The sequence below is a fragment of the Citrobacter sp. Igbk 14 genome, from assembly GCF_028069825.1.
Classification (GTDB): Bacteria; Pseudomonadota; Gammaproteobacteria; order Enterobacterales; family Enterobacteriaceae; genus Citrobacter.
In genome coordinates, this window is the sequence record NZ_JANEWM010000007.1 from 16,655 (window position 1) to 39,341 (window position 22,687).

A 22,687-nucleotide genomic window follows, 5' to 3' on the forward strand; every position below is an offset into this window, starting at 1 on the left:
TGAAAGGTAATGCCCATATGTATATTTCACCGCTTCCGGTTGCCCCGGATTCTGATGTTGATAAGCTGAGAGATGATATCGCCAATAAGCTTTTATTTACTATCGGGAAAGATCCCGCCATTGCCACGAAACGGGAGTGGTTGAATGCGACGTTATATGCTGTACGCGATCGAATGGTTGAGCGGTGGCACCGCTCTAATCGGGCACAATTCTCTCAGGATGCCCGCCAGGTTTATTATCTGTCGATGGAGTTTCTCATCGGCCGCACGCTCTCCAATGCGCTACTCTCTTTGGGCTTATATGATGAAGTCCGGAGCGCGCTGGAGGCGATGGGGCTGGATCTGGAAGATCTGATCGACGAGGAGAATGACCCTGGGCTCGGAAATGGCGGCCTGGGTCGTCTGGCGGCCTGTTTCCTTGATTCGCTGGCAACGCTGGGCTTACCTGGATGCGGTTACGGAATTCGCTACAACTACGGTATGTTTAAACAAAATATCATCGATGGTGTTCAGAAAGAGTCACTGGACTACTGGCTGGAATACGGGAACCCATGGGAGTTCAAACGTCATAATACGCATTATAAAGTGCGTTTTGGCGGACGCGTGCAACTGGAGGGGAATAAAGCCCGCTGGATTGAAACCGAGGATATTCTGGCTGTTGCACATGACCAGATTATTCCCGGCTATGCGACCGACACGACGAATACGCTGCGGCTGTGGAATGTACAGGTGAATAGTGAGGTCAATGCCGGGAAATTAAATCCACATGATGACTTTGCCACCGAAGTAGAAAATAAATACCACTTTGATCGGATTTCACGGGTCCTGTATCCGGATGATTCCACCGATGCAGGGCGTGAACTGCGCTTGCGGCAGGCTTATTTTCTGGCCTCGGCAACGATTCAGGATATCCTGAGTCGCCATTACCAGTTACACCGGACTTACGATAATCTGGCGGATAAAATTGCGATTCACCTCAATGATACTCACCCGGTCCTGGCGATTCCGGAACTGATGCGTCTGCTAATTGATCATCACCAGTTCAGTTGGGATAACGCGTTTGATGTGACCTGTCAGATTTTTTCATACACCAATCACACGCTGATGAGTGAGGCGCTGGAGACATGGCCGGTCGAGATGCTGAGTCGACTTTTGCCGCGTCACTTGCAGATTATTTTCGAAATTAACGATCGCTTTCTGAAGACGTTGCAGGAGCGATATCGTGATGACAGTGAGCTGTTGAAACGTGTATCGCTCATTGATGAATCCCATGGTCGAGTGGTGCGCATGGCCTGGCTGGCAGTCGTGGTTAGTCATAAGGTAAACGGCGTGTCGGCACTCCATTCCAAATTGATGACGGAATCACTGTTTGCTGACTTTGCACGCATCTTTCCGCTGCGTTTCACCAATGTGACCAATGGTGTCACGGCTTGCCGCTGGCTGGCGCTGGCTAATCCTCCGCTTGCAAAAGTGCTGGATGAGAATATCGGTGATAGCTGGCGGACCCGGTTAATGCAGTTGGGCGAGCTGAAGCAGTATATTGATTATCCGTCGGTGAATGAGGCGGTATATCGAGCGAAACGAGTAAACAAGCAGCGACTGGCGCACCATATTGCAACACAGTATGGGGTGGTGGTGGATTCTGGTGCGTTGTTTGATGTGCAGGTGAAGCGTATTCATGAATATAAGCGGCAGTTACTGAATGTGCTCCATGTCATCACTCGCTATAACCGCATTAAAGCGGCACCGGATGCTACCTGGGTGCCGCGTGTGAATATCTTTGCGGGCAAAGCGGCGTCGTCCTATCACATGGCGAAACAGATCATTCGCCTAATTAATGATGTGGCGAGATTAGTGAATAACGATCCGCAAATTGGCGGCAAGATGAAGGTGGTGTTTATCCCGGATTACAACGTTAGCCTGGCGCAAATGATCATTCCGGCAGCCGATCTTTCTGAACAAATATCCCTGGCCGGGACGGAAGCATCCGGTACCAGCAACATGAAGTTTGGGCTGAATGGGGCGCTAACGATCGGTACGCTGGATGGTGCGAATATAGAAATGCGTGAATACGTTGGGGAAGATAACATCTTTATCTTTGGTAATACGGCGAGTGAGGTTGATGCGCTACGTCGCGATGGCTATAACCCGCGCTGTATTTTTGAAAACGATGCGGAGTTACATCAGGTACTGACGCAAATGGGTACGGGGGTGTTCAGCCCAGAAGAGCCCGGACGCTACAGAGATGTTCTGGATTCGCTAATCAACTTTGGCGACTACTATCAGGTATTAGCGGATTACCGCAGCTATGTGGATTGCCAGGATTCGGTAGATGAGTTATATCGTTATCCCCGCGAGTGGACGACAAAGACGATGCATAATATTGCTAATATGGGGTATTTCTCGTCAGACAGAACGGTACAGGAATATGCTGACCATATCTGGCGTATCGCTAAAATCCGCGTGTAGTTATTAATGGCGGCATCTGGCCTCCCGGGAATTTATCACCGGGAGGTCGTTTGTAAATCAGTCAGAATGGGTGACAGTATTTTATGGGCCGTACCATCTTTGCGTGAAGAAGAAAACACACTAAATTGCGGTAACGGAAATGGTGTGTTTATCTTTTTAAGACCATACAGATGCGCGTGTGTTTCGAATACCTTTTCCGGGATCACCCCTAAGCATTGGGTTGTGGACACAATAGTCAGTATTGCCGTAAAAGAAGAGGTCAGCAGACAACGTTCACCGGTTCTGAATTTTTTATCCACAATACTCCGGTGGTAAATTATTTTTTCATTCTTGGTATTGTAACCCACCAGGTTGGCACTTCTGAACTGCTCCTCTGTAATTGCATTTCCGTATAACGTATTATTCTGCGAGGCGACGAGAACCAGCCGCATATCAGATATTTTCTGGCAGGTGATATTTCCTGACTCAACGGAAAATGTTGAAAACACCACATCAGCCTGGCGCATGTTTAATAACTCAACAATGCTCTGCTCGTTTAAATCAGCGGTGAGGTGCAGGAGACTGATATCCGCATCGGTATTGATTATTCTGGCCGTGACATCGGGAATAACAATCGGGGAAATAAATGACTCGGTATACAGCGTTAGCCTTTTTTTCGCCGCCGGAGAGGAAAGCGGCATCAGCGTCGATAGTTTGTCGATAATTGGGATCGTATTGTCATAAAGTTCATCAGAGTAGACGGTCGGCAACAGCGCGTTTCCGCTACGGACAAAGAGATTATCTCCCATCATTTCTCGCAGTTTTCGCAGTGACTGGCTAACGGCAGAAGGTGAAATGTTCAGCATGTCAGCGACTCTGGAAATACTACCCACGCTATAGATCAAACAGAAAATTGTCAGCAAATTCAGATCGATTTTGGATAGTGTGCGTATTTTTTCTGCATCACTTGCTTTTGACATACATCCCTCATAATCAGCGCTATGGCAGTAATCACTTCAGGTATAGCAAAAAATGTTCGGTATGCCAGAAACGCGATGTTTTGCGTAAGTGCAACACCTGCATCAGGCCGAAAGTTGTAACATTGTAAATTATGTTAATCAATTAGGCTTTATTGATATAGAGCATCAATTTGTTCAAAAAACAACCATACTATTAAGTTGCACCATGGTTGGAAAGAGGAGGAACAAGGTATGGTTGTTGACAGACTGAGAACCGATCTTCTCAACAAATTGATAAACGCCCGTATCGATCTTGCCGCTTATCTGCTGTTGAGAAAAGCGAAAGGCTATATGTCAGTCAGCGAGAGCGATCGTCTGCGTGATAGCTTTTTTGAACTGAATCGCGAATTGCACGATCAATCACAGCTCCACGGTATGCATCTTGATCAGGAAGAGTGGAATGCCCTTCGTCGTGCTGAAGGGGCGTTAGCCGCCACCGCTGTTTGTCTGATGAGTGGACATCATGATTGTCCGAACTTTATTGCCGTTAACGCAGAGAAACTGGAAAACTGCCTGACAACGCTGACGCTGAGTATCCAGAGTTTGCAAGCTTATTCAACGCTGGAACACATCTGAACCAGGGGGAGAGCGCTCCCCCTTTTCGTTAAGATTATGTAAAGGTGGCGGGATAATTCCCCTTGCTGGCTACGCTTTAAGCAGAGCCATTAAGGAGGTGCTATGCGTCGACTCTTTCTCTGTGTTGCCTCATTGGCGTTGCTTTCCCCCTATGCCGCTGCCGTCAAGGTGGAGGTCCTGCAAACCAAACTCGACCACCCGTGGTCGCTGGCCTTTTTACCGGATAATCGCAGTATGCTGATTACGCTCAGAGGAGGGCAGCTTCGGCTCTGGCAACCCGATAAGGGGCTTTCCGATCCACTGACTGGCGTCCCTAAGGTTTGGGCGAATGGCCAGGGCGGCTTGCTCGATGTGGTGTTAGCGCCGGATTTTGCCCAATCCCGGCGGGTATGGATTAGCTTTGCGGAAGCTGACAGTGAAGGGAAAGCCGGAACAGCAGTAGGCTACGGGCGGCTAAGTGACGATCGTAAACACCTGCAGGGCTTCCAGACGGTATTCCGCCAAATGCCTAAGTTATCAACCGGGAACCATTTTGGCGGGCGTATGGTATTTGATGGCAAAGGTTATCTGTTTATAGGCCTTGGCGAGAATAACCAGCGCATAACCGCTCAGGAGCTGGATAAATTACAGGGCAAAGTAGTTCGACTAACAGACGAGGGCAAAATTCCACCGGATAACCCGTTTGTGAATCAGACTGGCGCGCGGGCTGAAATATGGTCGTATGGCATCCGTAATCCGCAGGGGATGGCGATGAATCCCTGGAGCGATGCGTTGTGGCTCAACGAGCATGGTCCGCGTGGTGGAGATGAGATCAATATCCCCGAGAAAGGTAAAAACTATGGATGGCCAATCGCGACATGGGGTGTTAACTACAGTGGTTTCAACATCCCCGAAGCAAAAGGCTCAATTGTGGCGGGCACTGAGCAGCCTATCTTTTACTGGGAAAAATCACCTGCAGTCAGTGGGATGGCCTTTTATAACCACGATACGTTCCCACAGTGGCGACACAAACTGTTTATTGGCGCGCTGAAAGAACAGGGGGTGATTGTGTTAAGCGTGAAGGGCAATACAGTGACGGAAGACGGGCGAATTTTGCATGACAGAGGGCAGCGAATCCGCGATGTGCGCGTCGGACCAGACGGCTATTTGTATGTATTAACCGACGAGTCCGACGGGGAATTACTGAAAGTGAGTCCCTGACAGGATTAGCTGACCGGGATCATCACGACTTTCTGGAATGCCGGGCGCTCGGTGAGCTGTTGATACCAACGTTCCAGGTGGGGGCGCGGCGTCCAGCTCAAGCCGACATTAAACAGGTTATAGATGAACGGCGCGACGGCGATGTCCGCAGTGCCAAATTCAGCGCCAGAGAACCATGCCCGGTCGGCCAGTGCGTTGTCGAGAATGGCAAACAGGTTATCACAGACTTTCGCACCGGCCTCGATGGCTGCCTGATCGCGTTGATCGGCAGGGGTTCTGACCAGACCAAATAAGATAACCCGATGTGCAGGGCTCAGCGTCTGGTTAGCCCAGTCCATCCATTTTTCGCCCTCGGCGCGTTTCGCCGGGGCGTCAACCCACAGTCGTTTTTGCCCGTACTGGGCTGCCAGGTAGCGGACAATGGTATTGGATTCCCACAGCAATACGTCTGTTTCGTCATCGCGTAGCAGTGGAACCAGCCCGTTAGGGTTCATCGCCAGATAATCTGCGTCATGATTTACGCCATGCTGTCCGCCAGCCAGAATTTGGCTGTACGGCAGTTCCAGTTCTTCGAGTGTCCACAATACTTTTTTTACGTTGGTCGAATTATTGCGACCCCACAGTGTAATCATAGTAACCCCGCAAATTAATTGAGCAGCGTTATGGCTGCATTCTCTATCTGACTCGCTCACATGGTGGGGTAAACCTAATATTTACGCAACAAGGCGCAAAAAAATCGTGATGAGAGCAGCGCAGCGCAGCGTTATTGCATAAACTTTAAAAACTTTACCAACTTACGGTTTCTTTAAGCTCGTTAGTGCGTTATTACTCACCGCACTTATTTTACACGTCATCCATCAGAACTTTTCTGTATGGTTGGCTGAGGCAACTTGGCCGGTTTTGTGTAAACACGGTGTGGTATGACGTGGTTTTTTGGAATGGATACTCGGGTGGCATTTATGACGCAATACTTCTCTTCCCTACGCAGCCTTGCTGCAGGTTCAGCACTGTTAATCCTTTTTGCGCCGACCGTACAGGCGGCGGAACAACCAACGGCCCCGCCGAGCGTTGACGCACGTGCGTGGATCTTAATGGATTACGCCAGCGGCAAAGTGCTGGCGGAAGGTAATGCCGATGAGAAACTGGATCCCGCTAGTCTGACCAAGATTATGACCAGCTATGTGGTCGGTCAGGCGCTAAAAGCCGGGAAAATTAATCTGAATGACATGGTTACCGTCGGGAAAGATGCCTGGGCTACCGGGAATCCGGCCCTGCGCGGCTCTTCGGTGATGTTCCTCAAGCCTGGCGATCAGGTTGCGGTGTCCGATCTGAACAAAGGCGTGATCATTCAGTCTGGTAATGATGCCTGTATTGCGCTCGCTGATTATGTTGCCGGAAGCCAGGAATCGTTTATTGGTTTGATGAACGGCTATGCGCAAAAACTGGGACTGACGAACACGACTTTCCAGACGGTACATGGCCTGGATGCCGCAGGGCAGTTCAGTACCGCGCGTGATATGGCATTGTTGGGTAAAGCGTTAATCCACGATGTGCCGGAAGAGTACGCCATCCATAAAGAGAAAGAGTTTACTTTTAATAAAATTCGCCAGCCAAACCGTAACCGCCTGCTGTGGAGTACCAACCTGAATGTGGATGGTATGAAAACGGGCACCACGGCGGGAGCAGGTTATAACCTGGTTGCATCCGCGACACAGGGCGATATGCGTTTGATCTCCGTGGTGCTGGGGGCAAAAACCGATCGCATTCGCTTTAATGAATCCGAAAAGCTACTGACATGGGGTTTCCGCTTCTTTGAAACCGTTACGCCGATTAAACCGGATGCCACCTTTGTGACCCAACGTGTCTGGTTTGGTGATAAGAGTGAAGTCAATCTGGGCGCCGGGGAAGGTGGGTCTGTAACCATTCCGCGCGGCCAGCTGAAAAACCTGAAGGCGAGCTTTACCCTGACAGAGCCACAACTGACTGCGCCACTGAAGAAAGGCCAGGTTGTGGGGACAATCGACTTCCAGTTGAACGGAAAATCTATTGAACAGCGTCCGTTGATGGTGATGGAAGCGGTGGAAGAGGGGGGATTCTTTAGCCGGATGTGGGACTTCGTTATGATGAAATTCCACCAGTGGTTTGGTGGCTGGTTCTCTTAATTGCTGATGCCGGATGACGAGGTGATAGCACCGTCATCCGGCACAAATTCAGTACATCAATTTGATATGTTGCGCTTTGGCATACTCGACAAACGCATCATCCGGGCGGTTATCGCTAATGATGGTATCAAAGCGTTTTAATTCGCCCATCCTCGCGGGACGCACCTTCCCGAACTTGCTGTGATCAACCACCAGAACATGATACTGCGCCATCGACATCGCCCAGTGTTTAACCGGCAATTCCTCAAGGTTAAAACAGGTTGCGCCTTTATCGATATGCACGCCGGCTGCAGAATAAAAAGCGATATCCGGGCAGACGTTATTCAAGGTTTCCTGAAAATCGAGTGGCTTGAAAATAGCATTACTGGCGTGGAATTCGCCGCCACATAAAATGACGCGGCACTGTGGTTTCTCCTGCAACACCAGAAACGTATTCAGTGAATAGCATATTGCGGTGAACGGTAGTTCATTATCGATCGCTTCAATGATCCACGGCGTTGTTGTTCCGCAGTCGAAGAAAACGGTCTGATGCGCCTGGACAAGGCTGGCAGCCTGCTGCGCTGCCCGGCGTTTTTCATCAACCAGGCGGGATTTTTGATCGCTGATTAAATAGTGGCTGGCACTACGGGGTTCCAGAACAATATAGCCCCCAAGCAGTACGACCGGGGCCGTGTTATTATTCAGATCGCGACGAATGGTCATTTCTGATACACCCAGCAGTGTCGCGGCTTCTTTAAGGTGTAATTTATCGCTGCGTTTTAGCGCCTGCAGTAATTGACCAATACGCTCGTCGCGTCGAGTTTCCATAGATCCCCTGGAGAGTAGAATACGTGCTCAGTTTCGCGCTTAATACTACTCTCTTTACCGTGGGTTAGTCACGTACCCAGCCTTTACGAATAGGCAGGGCGAAGCAGGTGCGATAGCAGGTTTGCAAACCGTGGTACAGGGTTTTGCCGAATCGTTGCCAGATCATCTGGGCGCTCAGGCAACCGATCAGACCGGCCAGTAACCCCCCCAGCATATCCAGCGGCCAGTGTACGCCGAGGTAAACACGCGACCAGGCAATCGCCACGGCGACGACCATCAACAGTGCTCCGGACCACAGGCGGTGCCAGAACAGGAAGGCCAACGCGAAGGTAAAGATAACCGTACCGTGGTCGCTCGGGAAAGAGTCATCTGCAGCATGGTGCAGGAAGTTGTAGCCGATATGATTGACGAATGGCCGGTCGTGAGGGAATAAATGCCCCATGAACCATGAAATGGTCAGACCGACAGCCAGCGCAATCGCCATTTTTATGACCAACTGGCGCTGGATGGTCACGCGGTTTTGCGGTCCCCAAAGCCAGAGAATGATCGCCAGTAGCGGTACGATGCTAATCAGATCTTTGGCAATAAAAATGGCGAGCGAGATCGTCCATTGCGCAGAGTCCGGCGTGGCGTTGATCAGGTAAAAAAGCGAGTTGTTTAGATTTTCCAGCATAACATCCAGACTCAATGTAATCGTTAAAAAGGCCCCTATTGGGGGATCATAAAATTGCTTTCAGGCGATAAAAAGCGGTCTTGTCCTATTTGTCTGTTAAATGACGCTTTTTAAGACAATTAATGAGGCTTATTGAGCATGATAGCGGCCTCAACTTAAATTAACCTTAAAACAAAAAGCTATCGTGCAATTGAGTGTAAAAATGTGCGCATTTTGCTTTCAAATCACATAATTCACTATCACCAGTACGGCGCATTTATTACACTTTGCGCGTTTTTTCATTTGTTAAGAGATTGCATGCAGAACCGTTTATCTTCAGGCGCCCGTTTGGGGCGTCAGGCATTACTTTTCCCTCTCTGTCTGGTGCTTTACGAATTCTCTACGTATATCGGTAACGATATGATCCAACCCGGAATGTTGGCGGTGGTGGAGCAATATCAGGCCGGTTTAGATTGGGTTCCAACGTCCATGACCGCTTATCTGGCAGGCGGCATGTTTTTACAGTGGTTGTTAGGGCCGCTGTCGGATCGTGTTGGTCGTCGTCCGGTGATGTTAACCGGGGTGGTTTGGTTCATTGTGACCTGCCTCGCAACGCTGTTTGCACAAAATATTGAGCAATTTACTTTCCTGCGTTTTTTACAGGGAATTAGCCTGTGCTTTATTGGCGCGGTAGGTTACGCCGCCATTCAGGAGTCCTTTGAAGAAGCGGTGTGCATTAAAATCACTGCGCTAATGGCGAACGTAGCATTGATTGCACCGCTTTTGGGGCCGTTAGTTGGAGCCGCCTGGGTACATGTCCTTCCGTGGGAAGGCATGTTTGTCCTGTTTGCCGCACTGGCTGCAATCGCCTTTTTTGGCCTGCAGCGCGCGATGCCGGAAACGGCTACCCGTCTGGGCGAGAAGCTTTCCATCAAAGAGTTGGGCAAAGATTATAAGCTGGTGCTAAAGAATGTGCGTTTTGTCGCAGGCGCACTAGCATTGGGCTTTGTCAGTCTGCCATTGCTGGCGTGGATTGCGCAGTCCCCGATCATTATTATCAGTGGCGAACATCTCAGCAGCTACGAATATGGCCTGCTTCAGGTACCGATTTTTGGCGCACTGATTGCGGGTAACCTGGTGCTGGCGCGTCTGACATCACGCCGCACGGTGCGCTCGCTGATTATCATGGGGGGCTGGCCAATCTCCGTGGGATTGATCATTGCCGCCGCGGCCACGGTTGTTTCTTCTCATGCGTATCTGTGGATGACGGCAGGTTTAAGTCTTTATGCGTTTGGCATTGGCGTGGCGAATGCCGGGTTGGTGCGCCTGACGCTGTTTGCCAGTGAAATGAGCAAAGGGACCGTTTCAGCAGCAATGGGTATGCTGCAAATGCTGATCTTTACCGTCGGTATTGAGCTGAGCAAACATGCTTATCTGCTGGGTGGAAACGGCTTGTTCAGTCTGTTTAATCTGGCGAGCGGTGTGCTGTGGTTGATTCTGATGGTTATCTTCCTGAAAGATAAACGGGTAGGGAATTCCCGGGAAGGTTAAAGCCCGGTTTCCGGGCTTTGCAATCATTAGTGATGGTCGTCAATCTGATGCTCAATGACCATCCCTTCACCTACGCTGGCAACATGACGCGCATATGGATGTGCGCGGTAAACAGGGGCTGGAGTGGCTGCCGGAGCAACATAAACCGTTTGCGGGGCAGTAGTGACACTGACCGCCTGCGGAACGTTGACGGAAGAAGGAACGACCACGACTTTGTACCCGCTTGGCACATCAACAGTAACATTCTGCGCAAATGCTGTTCCTGCAAATCCCAGCAACACTGTTGCCATCAGTACACTTTTCTTCATAATTCGCTCGCCTGAAATATTCACTGGAGTTAATAATCCAGCGGGTTAATTTGAGGCGGATTATGAATAGATCATGCCATCATTTTGTTGCCGTCTGTGCTGATGCGTTAACGAGTAAAGGGCGCTTCATTTTTTAGTACACGATCTATGACATTCAGCACGCCTTCTTCGTTATTCGAACCCGCACGATATTTTGCTGCCTGAACAACAGGTTCGTGAGCGTTGGCCATTGCGAAGCTAAATCCAGCCTGGCGTAGCATCTCAATATCATTTCCACCATCACCAAATACCACGACCTCATCGTCGCTGATATTCCAGCGTTGTTGCAGCAGACGTAAACCGTTGGCTTTATGAACGCCCGGAATAATTAAATCGATACTGCCGTAACCGGTATGCACCGGTACCATAATGTCGCCAATCGCCTCATGAAGATCTGCCTGCACCTGGGGAATGCGATCGTCAGAGATATTCAGCCCAAACTTGAAGAATACATCGTTGATGTTGTCGAAGTTATCGACAAATTCAAGACGGTGATAATACATGGCAGAGATGGATTTATGCTCATCGCTGTACTGTTTCAGAGTGTAGGCGCTGTTTTTACCGCAGGCGATAATCTCGATGTCTGCGCGGGTTAGCAGATGCTCCACGATGGTCTGGAAATCGTCTTTAGCCAGTTCACCGTTAAAAATATCTTCCCCTTCGCTGACCACCCAGCCCCCGTTTTCTGCCACAAATGAGATTTCATTGGCCAGTTCGGGGAAAAAAGAGATCAGCTGGTAATACTGATTGCCGCTGGCAACCACAAAGCGGATCCCCTGCGCTTTCATTTGACGGTACTGCGCCATAAACCGCTCGCGGTTATAGGTCTTTTGGTCACTTAAAAACGTGCCATCCATGTCTACTGCAATTAACTTGATACCCATTAGCCGTTCTCCATCACAGTTGTATTTTTGACATCCGGTTTAGCCACAGCCTTCGCAACGATGGCCGCGACAAGCACCAGCGCCAGCACAACCAGCATGGCGCTGCGCAGGCCATAGTGTTCACCCAAATAACCCAGCAGCGGCGGACCGACCAGGAATGCCAGATAGCCAGTAGTCGCAACAACGCTCACGCGGGTTGGCGCATCAGGGCCGGTATCGCTGGCGGCCGAAATGGTCAGCGGGAAGCCGAGAGAAGCCCCTAGTCCCCAAAGGATCACCGAGACGCCTGCCACCCATGAGCTGTCGACAAAAATGATCAGGCTGATGCCGAGCGCGCCCATCAGTGCACTGGCGCGGACTACTGCCACACGGCTGTAGCGGTCGATGAACCAGCCACCGGTGAAGCGCCCGACGGTCATACCGAGCGTAAAGCCGGCATAAATCAGAGATCCGGATGTCGGGCTAAATCCATGCCCATCAACCATCAGTAATGGCAGCCAGTCGTTGGCGGAACCTTCGGCAAACGCCATCGCCAGCACCACGACGCCAATCAGCAGCAATTGAATATCGCGATAGAATGGCAATCCTTTTTCAATGGCGTGCGAACCGTCAGTCGCATTCTTACCTGTGCCGTCGGGGATAGCCTTAATCGCGATAAAAATAGGGGTAACAGCCACCATCGCCGCCAGCAGAATATGTGCCGTCGCCGGGACGCTGACGGCGGTAAGTACCATGCCAACACCGGCGCCAGCCAGCGTTCCCAGGCTGTAAAAACCATGCATCATCGGCAGCACAGTTTTGTTCATTTCACGCTCAACCGCTGCGCCTTCGACGTTGATTGCAACTTCAGCCGCGCCAAAACTGGCGCCAAACACGCCCAGACCAAACGCAAACAGCCATGCGGAATGCAACCATAATGCGAGGCTGAGAATTGCCATGCCCAGAACCGCGCATGACATGGTGGTGCGGATGACGTTTCGTGTGCCAAATCGTTTCACCAGCCAGGCCGAACAAAGAATGCCGCTCATCGAGCCAATTGAGAGTCCAAACAACACCGCGCCCATTTCGGCGGTGGAAATAGAGAGGATATCTCGGATGGCAGGGGTACGCGTCGCCCAGGAAGCCATTAACAAACCTGGTAAAAAGAAGAACGTGAAAAGCGCCCACATACGGCGTCTTAAGGCTTTGCGTGATGAGATGCCAGTCATGAATTCGAGCCAAAGAAAAGAGGGAAGAAGACAACATTAGCAAGGTTGTGTACATTTGTACACAAATGCAAAAAGAGGTAATGCAGTGCGACGCGCGAACGACCCACAACGACGGGATAAAATAGTCCAGGCCACGCTGGATGCGGTTATAATCCATGGTATTCATGGGGTTACACACCGGAAAATCGCCATGATTGCCGAGGTACCGCTGGGCTCAATGACCTATTACTTTTCGGGAATAGATGAGCTTTTAATGGAGGCCTTCGCGCGTTTTACTGACACCATGTCTGTGCAATATCAGGCATTTTTTGCCGGTGTTGAAAATGCGTCACAGGCCTGCCATGCCATTACCGACATGATCTATAGCTCCCAGGTCACGACGCCTGGCAATATGGAACTCATGTACCAATTGTATGCGTTTGCCAGTCGTAAACCGGCGTTAAAGACGGTTATGCAAAACTGGATGTTACGCAGTCAGCAGACGCTGGAACAGTGGTTCGAGCCGGTAACTGCACGCGCGCTGGATGCGTTTCTTGAAGGTATGACGCTGCATTTTGTCACGGACAAAAAACCGCTATCGCGGGAAGATATTCTGATGATGGTGGAACGCATTGCTGGCGTGCCGCAGAAGTAAAATCATTAGAATGGCTTGTCGAGGCGGGAAATCGCCTGACGTAAAAAGTCGATGACTTTCATCGCCTCTGTTGTCAGCGGTTGAGCCGCTGTTTTTACCGTCCCGACGTCCATCCAGGTAATAAAATCATCAATTGTTCTGTGCATGACGCGCAGGCCATCCAGCGACCACGGGCGATAAACCAGATCAGATAAAATGGTTATTCCTCTGCCTTTAGCGACCAGGCTTCTTATTGCCTCAAAAGAGTTGCTGCGAAAACAGATATTGGGCGTATAGCCACGCTGCCGCCAGTAATCGATGATCACGTCAGGGTATTTATCGGTTTCCAGCAGTAAAAACGGCTGCTTTACGACATCAGTAAGGTGGATCGAGGGCTGGCTCTGGAGCGGATGTCCAACAGACGTCCACAGGCGGCGTTGTGAACGAATGAACGTTTCGATTTCCAGATCGGTGTCGTGGCTGATATTTGAGGTCAGGAGCAGGCAAAAATCGACTTTCTGTGCCCGTAGCGCCTGTACCAGTTCTGGTGCTGTGGCCTCATGAAATACGATCTCCAGCAGTGGGAAACGTCGTTCAATATCGTTGAGTATATCCGGGATAAGATAGGCAGAGAGCGTTTCGGCAATGCCTATACGCACTGTACCGGTGAGAATTTCGCTTCGGTCATGCAAAGCGTCAACAGCCGAGTGGCTGCTGTTGATGATGTTGCAGGCATGTGCCAGAAAGCGCTCGCCCTCGGCGGTGAGCTTCACGCCTTTGGGGTAACGTACAAATAGCTGCACGTCTAATGCTTCTTCCAGATTCCGCATGGCAATGGTCATTGATGACTGAGAAATATGGCAGCGCGCAGCAGCTTTGGAAATTTGTAATGTTTCTGCAAGTGCGATGTAAAACTCAAGTTGCCTTAGCGTGAATTTCATAGTTTTAATCTATGCACATGGATGAAAACGTTATATTAGCATTCATTCTGACACCGCCGTAGCCTTGTGGTCATACCGTACACCTGACAGTAAGGCGCATATATGCCCTATACATTACTCAGTCTGGCTGCCTGTTTTTGGGGTGGGAACTATGTGGTCGGCCATATATTGGTTGCCGATGTTAATCCCATCGTTTTATCTGCAGCACGCTGGATATTTACCGCATTGCTATTGATGGCGCTTTATTTCCGACAGATCGCTGTGCAGTGGCCCGCGATGAGAAAATCCTTTGGTACTATCGTGTTCCTCGCGTTATGTGGTCAGGTTCTTTTCCCCTTAACGTTGTATATCGGTCTGCAATATACAACGTCGCTCAATGCGGCGATTTATATGTCCACCACACCGGCTCTCGTCCTGTTAATCAATAAGTTCTTTTTTAGAGAGCGGATCTTTGCGCGTAATATTGCTGGCGTGATCCTCAGTACCGTTGGCGTTATCTGGTTGATATCACAGGGTGATGTGATGCATACGCGGGTGTTTGAACACCTGAACCAGGGCGATTTCTGGACGATGGGGTCAGCGCTGAGCTGGGCGGTCTATTGCGCTTTTTTACGCATTAAACCGGTTGAGGTAAAGGGAAACGCCTTTGTCGCCGTGAGCGCCCTGCTAGGCGCGATGGTGCTTATTCCAGTATTGGCTCTGGAGTTGATACACAATGGTATGCCGGGCTGGAATAGCTATGCAAATACAGGCGTTATTACTGGGCTGGCATATCTTGTTATCTTTCCTTCCTGGCTGTCATATCTGTTATGGAACAAAGGGATTAGCACCATTGGTGCAACGCGCGGAGAGATCTATTCACACTTGATTCCACTGAGTGGCGGATTATTTAGCGTGATATTTTTGCACGTCACTCTGCATTCATACCATCTGGTCAGCGCGTTGGTTATTATGTGCGGTATAGCATTGTGTTCCCGCCCGAGCGCAAAAAAAGGCTCGCTGCAGCGCATGGCGTAAATTAGCTTACGGTTGCGCCCCCGGTAATATTTACCACCGTAGCGGTCATTGCTCCGGCATGGTCTGAAGCCAGAAAGGCTGCAACCTCAGCGATTTGTGCAAGCGTAGGCAGGCGTCCGATCATGGTGCTTTGTGCTGCACCGCCTAACCATTGTTCGACGGTTAAACCCATTGATTGCGCTTTAGCGGTGAAAATCTCCCCGGTATAGGAACCGGCCGCTACCGCGTCCACAATCGCATGCGAGCGCACGCCGACGACGCGAACATTTGCCGGTCCCAGTTCGCTGGCGAGTGCTTTAATAAAAGCCTCTGTTCCCGCACAGCCGACAATATGGCCGAGATGCCCAGGCATCGCCATCGGGGCCGCGGGCGCGACAACGGTGAGAATGACGCCCGCTCGATTGCCGCCCATGTGCGGCGTTACGGCTTTTGCGATATTGAACTGCGCCGAAAGGAAAGGGGTGATACCGCTCATAAACTCAGAGAGGGATAATGCGTCGATGCGCTTGCCTTGTTCATGCATAAAGCCGGTCGCGTTAACCACCACATCAATTCCACCGATTTGCTGTACCAGGCGGGTAACTTGTGTTGAGGTGTCGTGCTCGTCGAGCACATCGGTGATAAACGTATCGACAGTACCCCCCGCCATTCGCAGGCGACTGGCCGCCAAATCAAGCTTTTCCTGACTGCGCGCGCCCAGGTACACATGGGCACCTTCGCGTGCCATGGCCTGCGCAACCGCACTACCAATAGCCCCGCTGCCGCCGAAGATCACTGCGACTTTGTCAGTAAGTAACATTGCTAACCCCTATTATGGAAACAGCACAGTTTAAAAGTATGTGCCATAACCGGCATGCTGCAAATTAGAGGGGGAATGGGTGATAAAGAGGTGACGAGAGGTAAATTTCAGGCAACAAAAAAACATTTATGTAAACGGGTTAGTAAAAACAATGACTTGTAAGATAATCAATTAGTTAGTTTGGTGGTAAGAGGTGGCGACTACAGGGCATTGCCAACCGCTGCCGCCACTAAAGTTTAACTAACAAATGTCATAAGAGTGCGCGTATTAAAATACCACAACACCTTTGACGGGAGCGCCTGCACCACGGATTTCGCCGCTTCCATAAGAGACGACTTTCCCGTTTTCAAAGGTAACGTAGTAATCACCCTTATCCCATCCCCAACCAGATGTTAACCGGTTGCTGTACTGGATTTGTTCGCTGTTACCTTTAACTGCATCACCATCAGGGGTTCCAAGCAAATCAATTACTTGTTGTTTTGTCATGCCAACCTGAACATTGTGAATTTTTTCACCAGTAGTACAGCTTGCTAAAACTGCTACGGTAAAGCCGATCATCATTAATTTTTTGAAGTTCATTTTCAGTCTCTATGGATTGTGAGCAGTAATTATTTACCAACCAAAATTATGTGATATTGATCACGCACTAGATGATTCAATTATTCCCTGGCTCATTTTTGATTGTCTGCACAAGAGGAACCCTCTGGCTCTTTGCTGATCAAAATGCTGCGGTTCTTTTTGCCCTTAGTTCTGACACCTGCAAGGTGTGTTTCGGTGGTTCAGGTAATCCAGGTTGTTGTTTTCACGTATTAATGGCATTCCATTTGTATGCAGAATCACGTCGTTAAAAGATCCCATACCGGCGTAAAGTCCCTTCAGGGAGTGCTGTCGCCACACATGAAGTAAGCGATTGATTGGAAGGGGTATGAATTTCAGGCAACAAAAAACCCATCAACCTTGAACCAAAACGGCGGGGTTGATGGGCTCCACAAATTGGGGACATCAAAGAAAAGCAGTGGCAATAGTTATGACTGACGCCTTTAAGAAAAGTTCTGCTTACCTGCAAAAAATTTTCATTAAAAGCAAAAAAACAGTTCTAACCAATGCCAGGCCAGATGATGACAATGAGTGTCCCTGCCAGCGTCAACAGAACGTTAGCAATCGCGTATGTGCCCGCATAGCCTAAAGCGGGAATGTTGCTACGCGCGGTATCGCTGATGATTTCCATTGCTGGTGCACAGGTACGTGCCCCCATCATTGCCCCGAACAGCAGGGCCCGGTTCATGCGCAATACGTAAGCCCCAAACAAGAAACAGATGATCACTGGAACCAGGCTGACAATCAGACCCGAAATTAGCATCTGGCCACCCACTGCGCCGAGGCCATTACCAATGCCGCTACCTGCGCTTAAACCGACACCAGCCATAAAGACCATCAGGCCAAACTCTTTGACCATGTTCAGCGCACCTTGAGGGATGTAGCCAAACGTTGGATGGTTAGCACGCAGGAAGCCCAGCATAATTCCGGCGAAGAGCAAACCAGCCGCGTTGCCGATACCGAAGCTGAAGTTACTGAACTGGAAGGTGATCATCCCGATCATCAGGCCAATAATAAAGAACGCGCAGAAAGCCAGCAGATCGGTCACCTGGCTGTGAATTGAAATAAAGCCGATACGATCGGCAATCGTTTTTACGCGGCGCGCATCGCCACTGACTTGTAATACATCGCCTTTATTTAGTACGACGTTGTCGTCAATGGGCATCTCGATCTGGCTGCGGATCACGCGGTTCAGGAAGCAGCCATGATCAGTCAGCTTCAACTGGGCCAGACGACGACCTACGGCATTGTGGTTTTTCACCACAATCTCTTCGGTAACGATACGCATATCGAGCAGATCGCGATCGAACACCTCTTTTCCATTACGGAAGCTGGGGTCGAGGCGAGCATGCGCATCCGGATAGCCCACTAAGGCAATTTCATCGCCCATTTGCAGCACTGCGTCACCGTCCGGGTTGGCCAGAATACCGTTGCGGCGGATACGCTCAATATAACAACCAGTCTGGCGGTAGATGCCCAGCTCGCGCAGATTTTTCCCGTCAGCCCATGCAACCAGCTCTGGGCCGACACGGTAGGCGCGGATCACCGGCAGATAAACCTTACGGTTGGCGTCAGTGTCCAGCCCGCGCTCGCGCGCGATTTGTTGGGCGCTGGTTTGCAGATCCTGATGCTGCAGTTTTGGCAGATAGCGCGCACCCACAATCAGACTGACCAACCCAATCAAATAGGTGAGGGCGTAACCCAGGCTCAGGTTATCAAGGGCGGTGGATAGCTGTGTACCTTCCATTCCTGAATGGCGCAAGGTATCGCCCGCGCCGACCAGAACGGGTGTAGAGGTCATTGAACCAGCCAACATGCCTGCCGTCAGGCCGATATCCCAGCCAAATAGCTTACCCAGTCCCAGGGCGATCAGCAGTGCACTACCGACCATCACCAGCGCAAGCATCAAGTAATTTTTGCCATCGCGAAAAAAAATCGAAAAAAAGTTGGGACCGGCTTCAACCCCGACACAAAAAATAAACAGCATAAAGCCAAGATTTAATGCGTCAGTGTTAATACTAAAGTGCTGCTGACCTAATAATAGGGAGACCACTAAAACGCCAATGGAATTACCGAGTTGGACTGAACCCAGGCGTAATTTACCCAGACACAGGCCCAGAGCCAGGACCACAAATAATAACAGGATGTAATTCCCATTTAACAAATCTGCGACGTTTATATTCACGGAGGCTAACTTCTTGTTTACTAGTAAGCTATTGAAAGAAATGGCAATTTACGCTAATGTTTTTGCCAGAAATTAAGGGGCGACAGCATCGTACACAGCCCCAAATAATGCAGCACGACAATATATGCGGCTAGTTTAATCTCATTACGTATCAACGGCTATAAGAATCGTGTGGGTGTGTTTTTGGCATGGAATGCCGAGTAACTTTATCTGACTGGACGCCTGCGGGCGAAAAGAGTGTTCGATAGAGAGGGTGTCAGGAGGAACGATTGAAACATAAGCAAAGTTGGGCGGGTGCGATCTGCTGCTTTGTGCTCTTTATTGTAGTGTGTCTTTCATTAACGATGAATATGAAAGGTGCATTTAGAGCGGCTGGGCATCCTGAGGTCGGGTTGTTATTTTTTATACTGCCTGGCGCTGTGGCAAGCTTTTTCTCCCACCGTCGAGAAGTGCTCAAACCCCTTCTTGGTGCAATACTGGCAGCGCCGTGTTGCTTGTTGCTGATGCGGTTCGTTTTTATGCCGACGCGTTCGCTGTGGCAAGAGCTGGCATGGTTGTTTAGCGCAGTGTTTTGGTGTGCGCTTGGCGCATTGTGTTTTTTATTTATCAGTAGTTTATTCAACCAGCGTCAGCGGCGGAAAAAAAACTGATGACGCCCTCCAGCGGAGGGCGTAGAAACAGCTATCAGGCGAACAGATTCATATTCTCTTTTGCCCACGCTTCAAAATCCGTGCAGCCGCCGATGTGTTGTTGATCAACGAAAATCTGCGGAACGGTCTCAACTGGCTTACCTACCGTTTTTTCCAGATCTGCTTTAGTAATTCCTTCGGCATGGATATCAATGTAGCGGAAGTTAAAATCGTCATGCTCATTGCTCAATTTTTCTGCTAATTCTTTTGCGCGCACGCAATACGGGCACCCTGGGCGACCAAAAATAACGGCAAACATCTCTATTTCCTCGAACTTATCAGGCCGGATGGCGAATGTTGTTATGATGCCGCGATTTGTGACGGATGGAAAGCAGGTTCAGCCTGTTGCTTTGATATCCTTAGTCTATGCCGCATTTTTGTTAAACATGGGCAGTCGGAACGTTTTACACTAAGCGCCATTTATCGGGAGGCACCTATGCGCACAGTGGGCGTGTTACCCAAAAGCGTATTGATTCTGGAAATCATCGGGATGATTTTGTTATCGCTGGCGCTGCTGTCGCTTAACGATTATCTCACTTTACCCGCACCGCTAAACGGGCCATTGGCCTGTGTGGTAATGATATTTCTGGGTGTACTGTTGATGCTTCCCGCCGCAGTGGTATTGATGTTGCGCATTGCGCAGCTGTTGGCACCGCAGCTGATGTCGCGTGCTCCCGACGCTTCTTCCCATTCAGCCAGAGAAAAAAAAGATGACTCCAACCATTGATTTAATTCGCAGCCACCGTTCCATTCGCCATTTCACCGATGAAGGTATTTCCGATGCACAGCGGGAGGCGATTATTGCTGCCGCTCAAGGAACATCAAGCTCAAGTTTTTTGCAGTGCACGACGATAATTCGTATTACCGATCAAAATCTGCGTGAGTCCCTGGTGACATTATCGGGGGGACAAAAGCACGTCGCACAAGCCGCCGAGTTCTGGGTTTTTTGTGCTGATTTTAATCGCCATTTGCAGATTTGCCCCGAGGCGCAACTGGGGCTGGCTGAGCAACTCTTGCTTGGCGTGGTTGATACGGCGATGATGGCGCAAAATGCGCTGACAGCGGCTGAATCACTGGGTCTCGGTGGTGTGTTCATTGGCGGCCTGCGTAACAATATTGAGCCGGTAACGGAATTGCTGAAGCTGCCGAAACATGTTTTGCCGCTGTTTGGCCTGTGTCTTGGCTGGCCTGCGGATAACCCGGACATCAAGCCCCGGCTGCCAGCAACACTGGTGGTGCATGAAAACCAGTATCAGCCGCTCGATCAGGATGCATTGTCGCAATATGATGAACAGCTTGCGCAGTACTATCTGACCCGTGGTAGCAACACGCGTCGCGATACCTGGAGCGATCATATTCGCCGCACCATCATTAAAGAAAGCCGTCCCTTTATCCTGGAATATTTACATAAACAGGGATGGGCGACGCGCTAAAGCGTTTAACCCAGTGTATGATACGCCAGCTTTTACCAGGTCTTTTAGAGAGGTGCAGGGTGAAAATTGCCATTTTGTCCCGGGATGGAACGCTCTATTCTTGCAAACGCCTGCGTGAAGCGGCGATGCAACGCGGTCACCTGGTTGAAGTTATCGATCCTCTTTCTTGTTATATGAACATTAGCCCGGCGGCGTCTTCTATCCATTATAAAGGCCGTCAGCTTCCCCATTTTGACGCGGTCATTCCACGAATTGGCTCAGCTATTACCTTCTACGGTACGGCAGCACTACGCCAGTTTGAGATGCTGGGTAGCTACCCGCTGAATGAATCAGTAGCGATTACCCGCGCACGCGATAAGCTGCGCTCGTTGCAACTGTTAGCGCGACAGGGAATTGACCTGCCGATTACCGGAATAGCCCATTCGCCGGATGATACCAGCGATATGATTGATATGGTCGGCGGTGCACCACTGGTGGTGAAGCTGGTGGAGGGGACTCAAGGGATCGGTGTGGTATTGGCCGAAACGCGCCAGGCCGCAGAGAGCGTAGTGGATGCATTTCGTGGTCTGAATGCCCATATTCTGGTCCAGGAATATATCGAAGAGGCGAAGGGGCGAGATATTCGCTGTTTCGTGGTGGGCGATGAGGTGGTTGCGGCTATTGAGCGGCGGGCTAAAGAGGGCGATTTCCGTTCTAACTTGCATCGCGGCGGAGTTGCCACTATTGCCAATATCACGCCGCAGGAAAGGGACATTGCGCTTAAAGCGGCCCGCACGATGGGGCTTGACGTTGCTGGCGTCGACATCCTGCGTGCAGAACGCGGACCGCTGATTATGGAGGTCAACGCCTCTCCTGGGCTGGAAGGCGTGGAGAAAACCACTGGGATAGATATTGCTGCGCGAATGATCCAGTGGATCGAACGTCATGCTACTCCTGAATTTTGTCTTAAAATCGGCGGCTAAACGCATTATCGATAGCGATCGTGGTATGACACGGTCTTTTTGCGTAAGCTGTGCCGGTAATTTTTTCATCAATAGAGGTCACACATTATTATGACATCACTGGTCGTTCCCACTCTGGATACGTTGCGTCAATGGCTCGACGACCTGGGCATGAGTTTTTTTGAATGTGATACCTGTCAGGCGCTGCATCTACCGCACATGCAGAACTTCGACGGCATTTTTGATGCAAAAATTGATCTGGTGGATAACGTCATTCTGTTTTCCGCGATGGCGGAGGTCAGACCTTCAGCGCTGCTACCGTTGGCCGCCGATCTGTCCGCTATCAATGCGAGCTCGCTGACGGTAAAAGCCTTTCTGGATATGCAGGATGATAATCTGCCAAAGCTGGTGGTTTGCCAGTCTTTATCCGTTATGCCGGGTGTGACGTTTGAACAGTTTGAATGTTTTGTGCGTCAGAGCGAGGAACAGATATCGATGGTGATCCTTGAAGCCGGGGCACATCAGTTATTGTTTAACGCCGAAGAAGACGGGCAAAACAGCAACGCAGAGGTTCATTTCCTCCACTAATAGTTCCTGAATATGGGGACCTATAGCGCAG

At 50.2% G+C, this 22,687-nt stretch carries 25 protein-coding genes; 12 read left to right on the forward strand and 13 right to left on the reverse strand.

The features are described 5' to 3' along the window. The first annotated feature begins 17 nt into the window (after positions 1-17). The gene (gene glgP / locus NNN64_RS04385) at positions 18-2,468 is read left to right on the forward strand and encodes a glycogen phosphorylase (protein ID WP_271440616.1); all 2,451 of its coding nucleotides are present in this window, start codon (positions 18-20) and stop codon (positions 2,466-2,468) included. 35 nt (positions 2,469-2,503) lie between these two features. Here glgP and NNN64_RS04390 read toward each other — a convergent pair whose 3' ends face one another. Beyond that, entirely contained in the window at positions 2,504-3,427 is a 924-nt protein-coding gene (locus NNN64_RS04390) for a LysR family transcriptional regulator (protein ID WP_271440617.1), read from the reverse strand. A 231-nt stretch (positions 3,428-3,658) separates the two neighbouring features. Between NNN64_RS04390 and bssR the strand changes: the two genes are divergently transcribed. Both bssR and NNN64_RS04400 read left to right on the forward strand, forming a co-directional pair. Next, positions 3,659-4,042, forward strand: coding sequence for a biofilm formation regulator BssR (bssR, locus tag NNN64_RS04395; protein ID WP_202039054.1), 384 nt, complete (start codon positions 3,659-3,661; stop codon positions 4,040-4,042). A gap of 102 nt (positions 4,043-4,144) precedes the next feature. Further along, the gene (locus tag NNN64_RS04400; protein ID WP_271440618.1) at positions 4,145-5,242 is read left to right on the forward strand and encodes a PQQ-dependent sugar dehydrogenase; all 1,098 of its coding nucleotides are present in this window, start codon (positions 4,145-4,147) and stop codon (positions 5,240-5,242) included. Positions 5,243-5,247: 5 nt separating this feature from the next. Here the strand turns inward: NNN64_RS04400 and NNN64_RS04405 are convergent, their stop codons facing one another. Next, positions 5,248-5,874 carry a glutathione S-transferase family protein gene (locus NNN64_RS04405; protein WP_048212170.1) on the reverse strand — a complete coding sequence of 209 codons (627 nt, stop codon included), beginning with the start codon at positions 5,872-5,874 and terminating at the stop codon, positions 5,248-5,250. A gap of 327 nt (positions 5,875-6,201) precedes the next feature. Here NNN64_RS04405 and dacC point away from each other — a divergent pair, with 327 nt between their 5' ends. Beyond that, positions 6,202-7,404: a serine-type D-Ala-D-Ala carboxypeptidase gene (gene dacC / locus NNN64_RS04410; RefSeq protein WP_137384369.1), complete on the forward strand. Its 1,203-nt coding sequence runs from the start codon at positions 6,202-6,204 to the stop codon at positions 7,402-7,404. Positions 7,405-7,452: 48 nt separating this feature from the next. Here the strand turns inward: dacC and deoR are convergent, their stop codons facing one another. Next, complete coding sequence (gene deoR / locus NNN64_RS04415; protein WP_048212169.1) at positions 7,453-8,211, reverse strand: DNA-binding transcriptional repressor DeoR; 759 nt, start codon at positions 8,209-8,211, stop codon at positions 7,453-7,455. A gap of 64 nt (positions 8,212-8,275) precedes the next feature. After that, positions 8,276-8,884, reverse strand: coding sequence for an undecaprenyl-diphosphate phosphatase (gene ybjG, locus NNN64_RS04420; protein WP_271440619.1), 609 nt, complete (start codon positions 8,882-8,884; stop codon positions 8,276-8,278). A 297-nt stretch (positions 8,885-9,181) separates the two neighbouring features. On the opposite strand from ybjG, the gene NNN64_RS04425 reads away from it, so the two are divergent. Beyond that, positions 9,182-10,414: an MFS transporter gene (locus NNN64_RS04425; protein WP_048212167.1), complete on the forward strand. Its 1,233-nt coding sequence runs from the start codon at positions 9,182-9,184 to the stop codon at positions 10,412-10,414. 26 nt (positions 10,415-10,440) lie between these two features. On the opposite strand, the gene NNN64_RS04430 is transcribed toward NNN64_RS04425, so the two are convergent. The 3 genes from NNN64_RS04430 to NNN64_RS04440 all read right to left on the reverse strand — a co-directional run bounded on the left by NNN64_RS04430 (position 10,441) and on the right by NNN64_RS04440 (position 12,853). Next, the gene (locus NNN64_RS04430; RefSeq protein WP_271440620.1) at positions 10,441-10,722 is read right to left on the reverse strand and encodes a hypothetical protein; all 282 of its coding nucleotides are present in this window, start codon (positions 10,720-10,722) and stop codon (positions 10,441-10,443) included. A 107-nt stretch (positions 10,723-10,829) separates the two neighbouring features. Next, positions 10,830-11,645, reverse strand: a complete 816-nt coding sequence (locus NNN64_RS04435; RefSeq protein WP_271440621.1) for a Cof-type HAD-IIB family hydrolase — start codon at positions 11,643-11,645, stop codon at positions 10,830-10,832. After that, on the reverse strand, positions 11,645-12,853 hold the full coding sequence (locus NNN64_RS04440; RefSeq protein ID WP_271440622.1) for an MFS transporter: 1,209 nt from the start codon (positions 12,851-12,853) through the stop codon (positions 11,645-11,647). Before NNN64_RS04440 ends, NNN64_RS04435 begins: the two co-directional genes overlap by 1 nt. An 85-nt stretch (positions 12,854-12,938) precedes the next feature. On the opposite strand from NNN64_RS04440, the gene NNN64_RS04445 reads away from it, so the two are divergent. Next, positions 12,939-13,487, forward strand: coding sequence for a TetR/AcrR family transcriptional regulator (locus NNN64_RS04445; protein ID WP_271440623.1), 549 nt, complete (start codon positions 12,939-12,941; stop codon positions 13,485-13,487). A gap of 5 nt (positions 13,488-13,492) precedes the next feature. On the opposite strand, the gene NNN64_RS04450 is transcribed toward NNN64_RS04445, so the two are convergent. Beyond that, positions 13,493-14,407: a LysR family transcriptional regulator gene (locus NNN64_RS04450; protein WP_271440624.1), complete on the reverse strand. Its 915-nt coding sequence runs from the start codon at positions 14,405-14,407 to the stop codon at positions 13,493-13,495. A gap of 102 nt (positions 14,408-14,509) precedes the next feature. On the opposite strand from NNN64_RS04450, the gene NNN64_RS04455 reads away from it, so the two are divergent. After that, a complete protein-coding gene (locus NNN64_RS04455; protein WP_271440625.1) occupies positions 14,510-15,424 on the forward strand; it encodes a DMT family transporter in 915 nt (304 codons plus the stop codon). A gap of 1 nt (position 15,425) precedes the next feature. Here the strand turns inward: NNN64_RS04455 and NNN64_RS04460 are convergent, their stop codons facing one another. The 4 genes from NNN64_RS04460 to NNN64_RS04470 form a co-directional block, all read right to left on the reverse strand. Then, positions 15,426-16,223: an SDR family NAD(P)-dependent oxidoreductase gene (locus NNN64_RS04460; RefSeq protein WP_271440626.1), complete on the reverse strand. Its 798-nt coding sequence runs from the start codon at positions 16,221-16,223 to the stop codon at positions 15,426-15,428. A gap of 267 nt (positions 16,224-16,490) precedes the next feature. After that, the gene (gene bamE, locus NNN64_RS04465; protein ID WP_052951303.1) at positions 16,491-16,802 is read right to left on the reverse strand and encodes an outer membrane protein assembly factor BamE domain-containing protein; all 312 of its coding nucleotides are present in this window, start codon (positions 16,800-16,802) and stop codon (positions 16,491-16,493) included. A 165-nt stretch (positions 16,803-16,967) separates the two neighbouring features. Then, the gene (locus NNN64_RS23305) at positions 16,968-17,120 is read right to left on the reverse strand and encodes a DUF6966 domain-containing protein (RefSeq protein ID WP_442870698.1); all 153 of its coding nucleotides are present in this window, start codon (positions 17,118-17,120) and stop codon (positions 16,968-16,970) included. Positions 17,121-17,319: 199 nt separating this feature from the next. After that, a complete protein-coding gene (locus NNN64_RS04470; RefSeq protein WP_040233921.1) occupies positions 17,320-19,005 on the reverse strand; it encodes an aspartate:alanine antiporter in 1,686 nt (561 codons plus the stop codon). A gap of 269 nt (positions 19,006-19,274) precedes the next feature. On the opposite strand from NNN64_RS04470, the gene NNN64_RS04475 reads away from it, so the two are divergent. Then, positions 19,275-19,655 carry an inner membrane protein YbjM gene (locus NNN64_RS04475; RefSeq protein WP_271440627.1) on the forward strand — a complete coding sequence of 127 codons (381 nt, stop codon included), beginning with the start codon at positions 19,275-19,277 and terminating at the stop codon, positions 19,653-19,655. A gap of 34 nt (positions 19,656-19,689) precedes the next feature. Here the strand turns inward: NNN64_RS04475 and NNN64_RS04480 are convergent, their stop codons facing one another. Further along, positions 19,690-19,953, reverse strand: coding sequence for a GrxA family glutaredoxin (locus NNN64_RS04480; RefSeq protein WP_005123606.1), 264 nt, complete (start codon positions 19,951-19,953; stop codon positions 19,690-19,692). Between the two features lie 177 nt (positions 19,954-20,130). Between NNN64_RS04480 and NNN64_RS04485 the strand changes: the two genes are divergently transcribed. From NNN64_RS04485 to NNN64_RS04500, 4 genes are all read left to right on the forward strand, one after another. After that, a complete protein-coding gene (locus tag NNN64_RS04485) occupies positions 20,131-20,421 on the forward strand; it encodes a YbjC family protein (RefSeq protein ID WP_271440628.1) in 291 nt (96 codons plus the stop codon). Continuing rightward, entirely contained in the window at positions 20,405-21,127 is a 723-nt protein-coding gene (gene nfsA / locus NNN64_RS04490) for a nitroreductase NfsA (RefSeq protein WP_271440629.1), read from the forward strand. Before NNN64_RS04485 ends, nfsA begins: the two co-directional genes overlap by 17 nt. Positions 21,128-21,186: 59 nt before the next feature. Then, positions 21,187-22,089, forward strand: coding sequence for a 30S ribosomal protein S6--L-glutamate ligase (rimK, locus tag NNN64_RS04495; RefSeq protein ID WP_271440630.1), 903 nt, complete (start codon positions 21,187-21,189; stop codon positions 22,087-22,089). Between the two features lie 90 nt (positions 22,090-22,179). Continuing rightward, a complete protein-coding gene (locus NNN64_RS04500) occupies positions 22,180-22,656 on the forward strand; it encodes a YbjN domain-containing protein (protein WP_202039038.1) in 477 nt (158 codons plus the stop codon). Positions 22,657-22,687 lie beyond the last annotated feature (31 nt).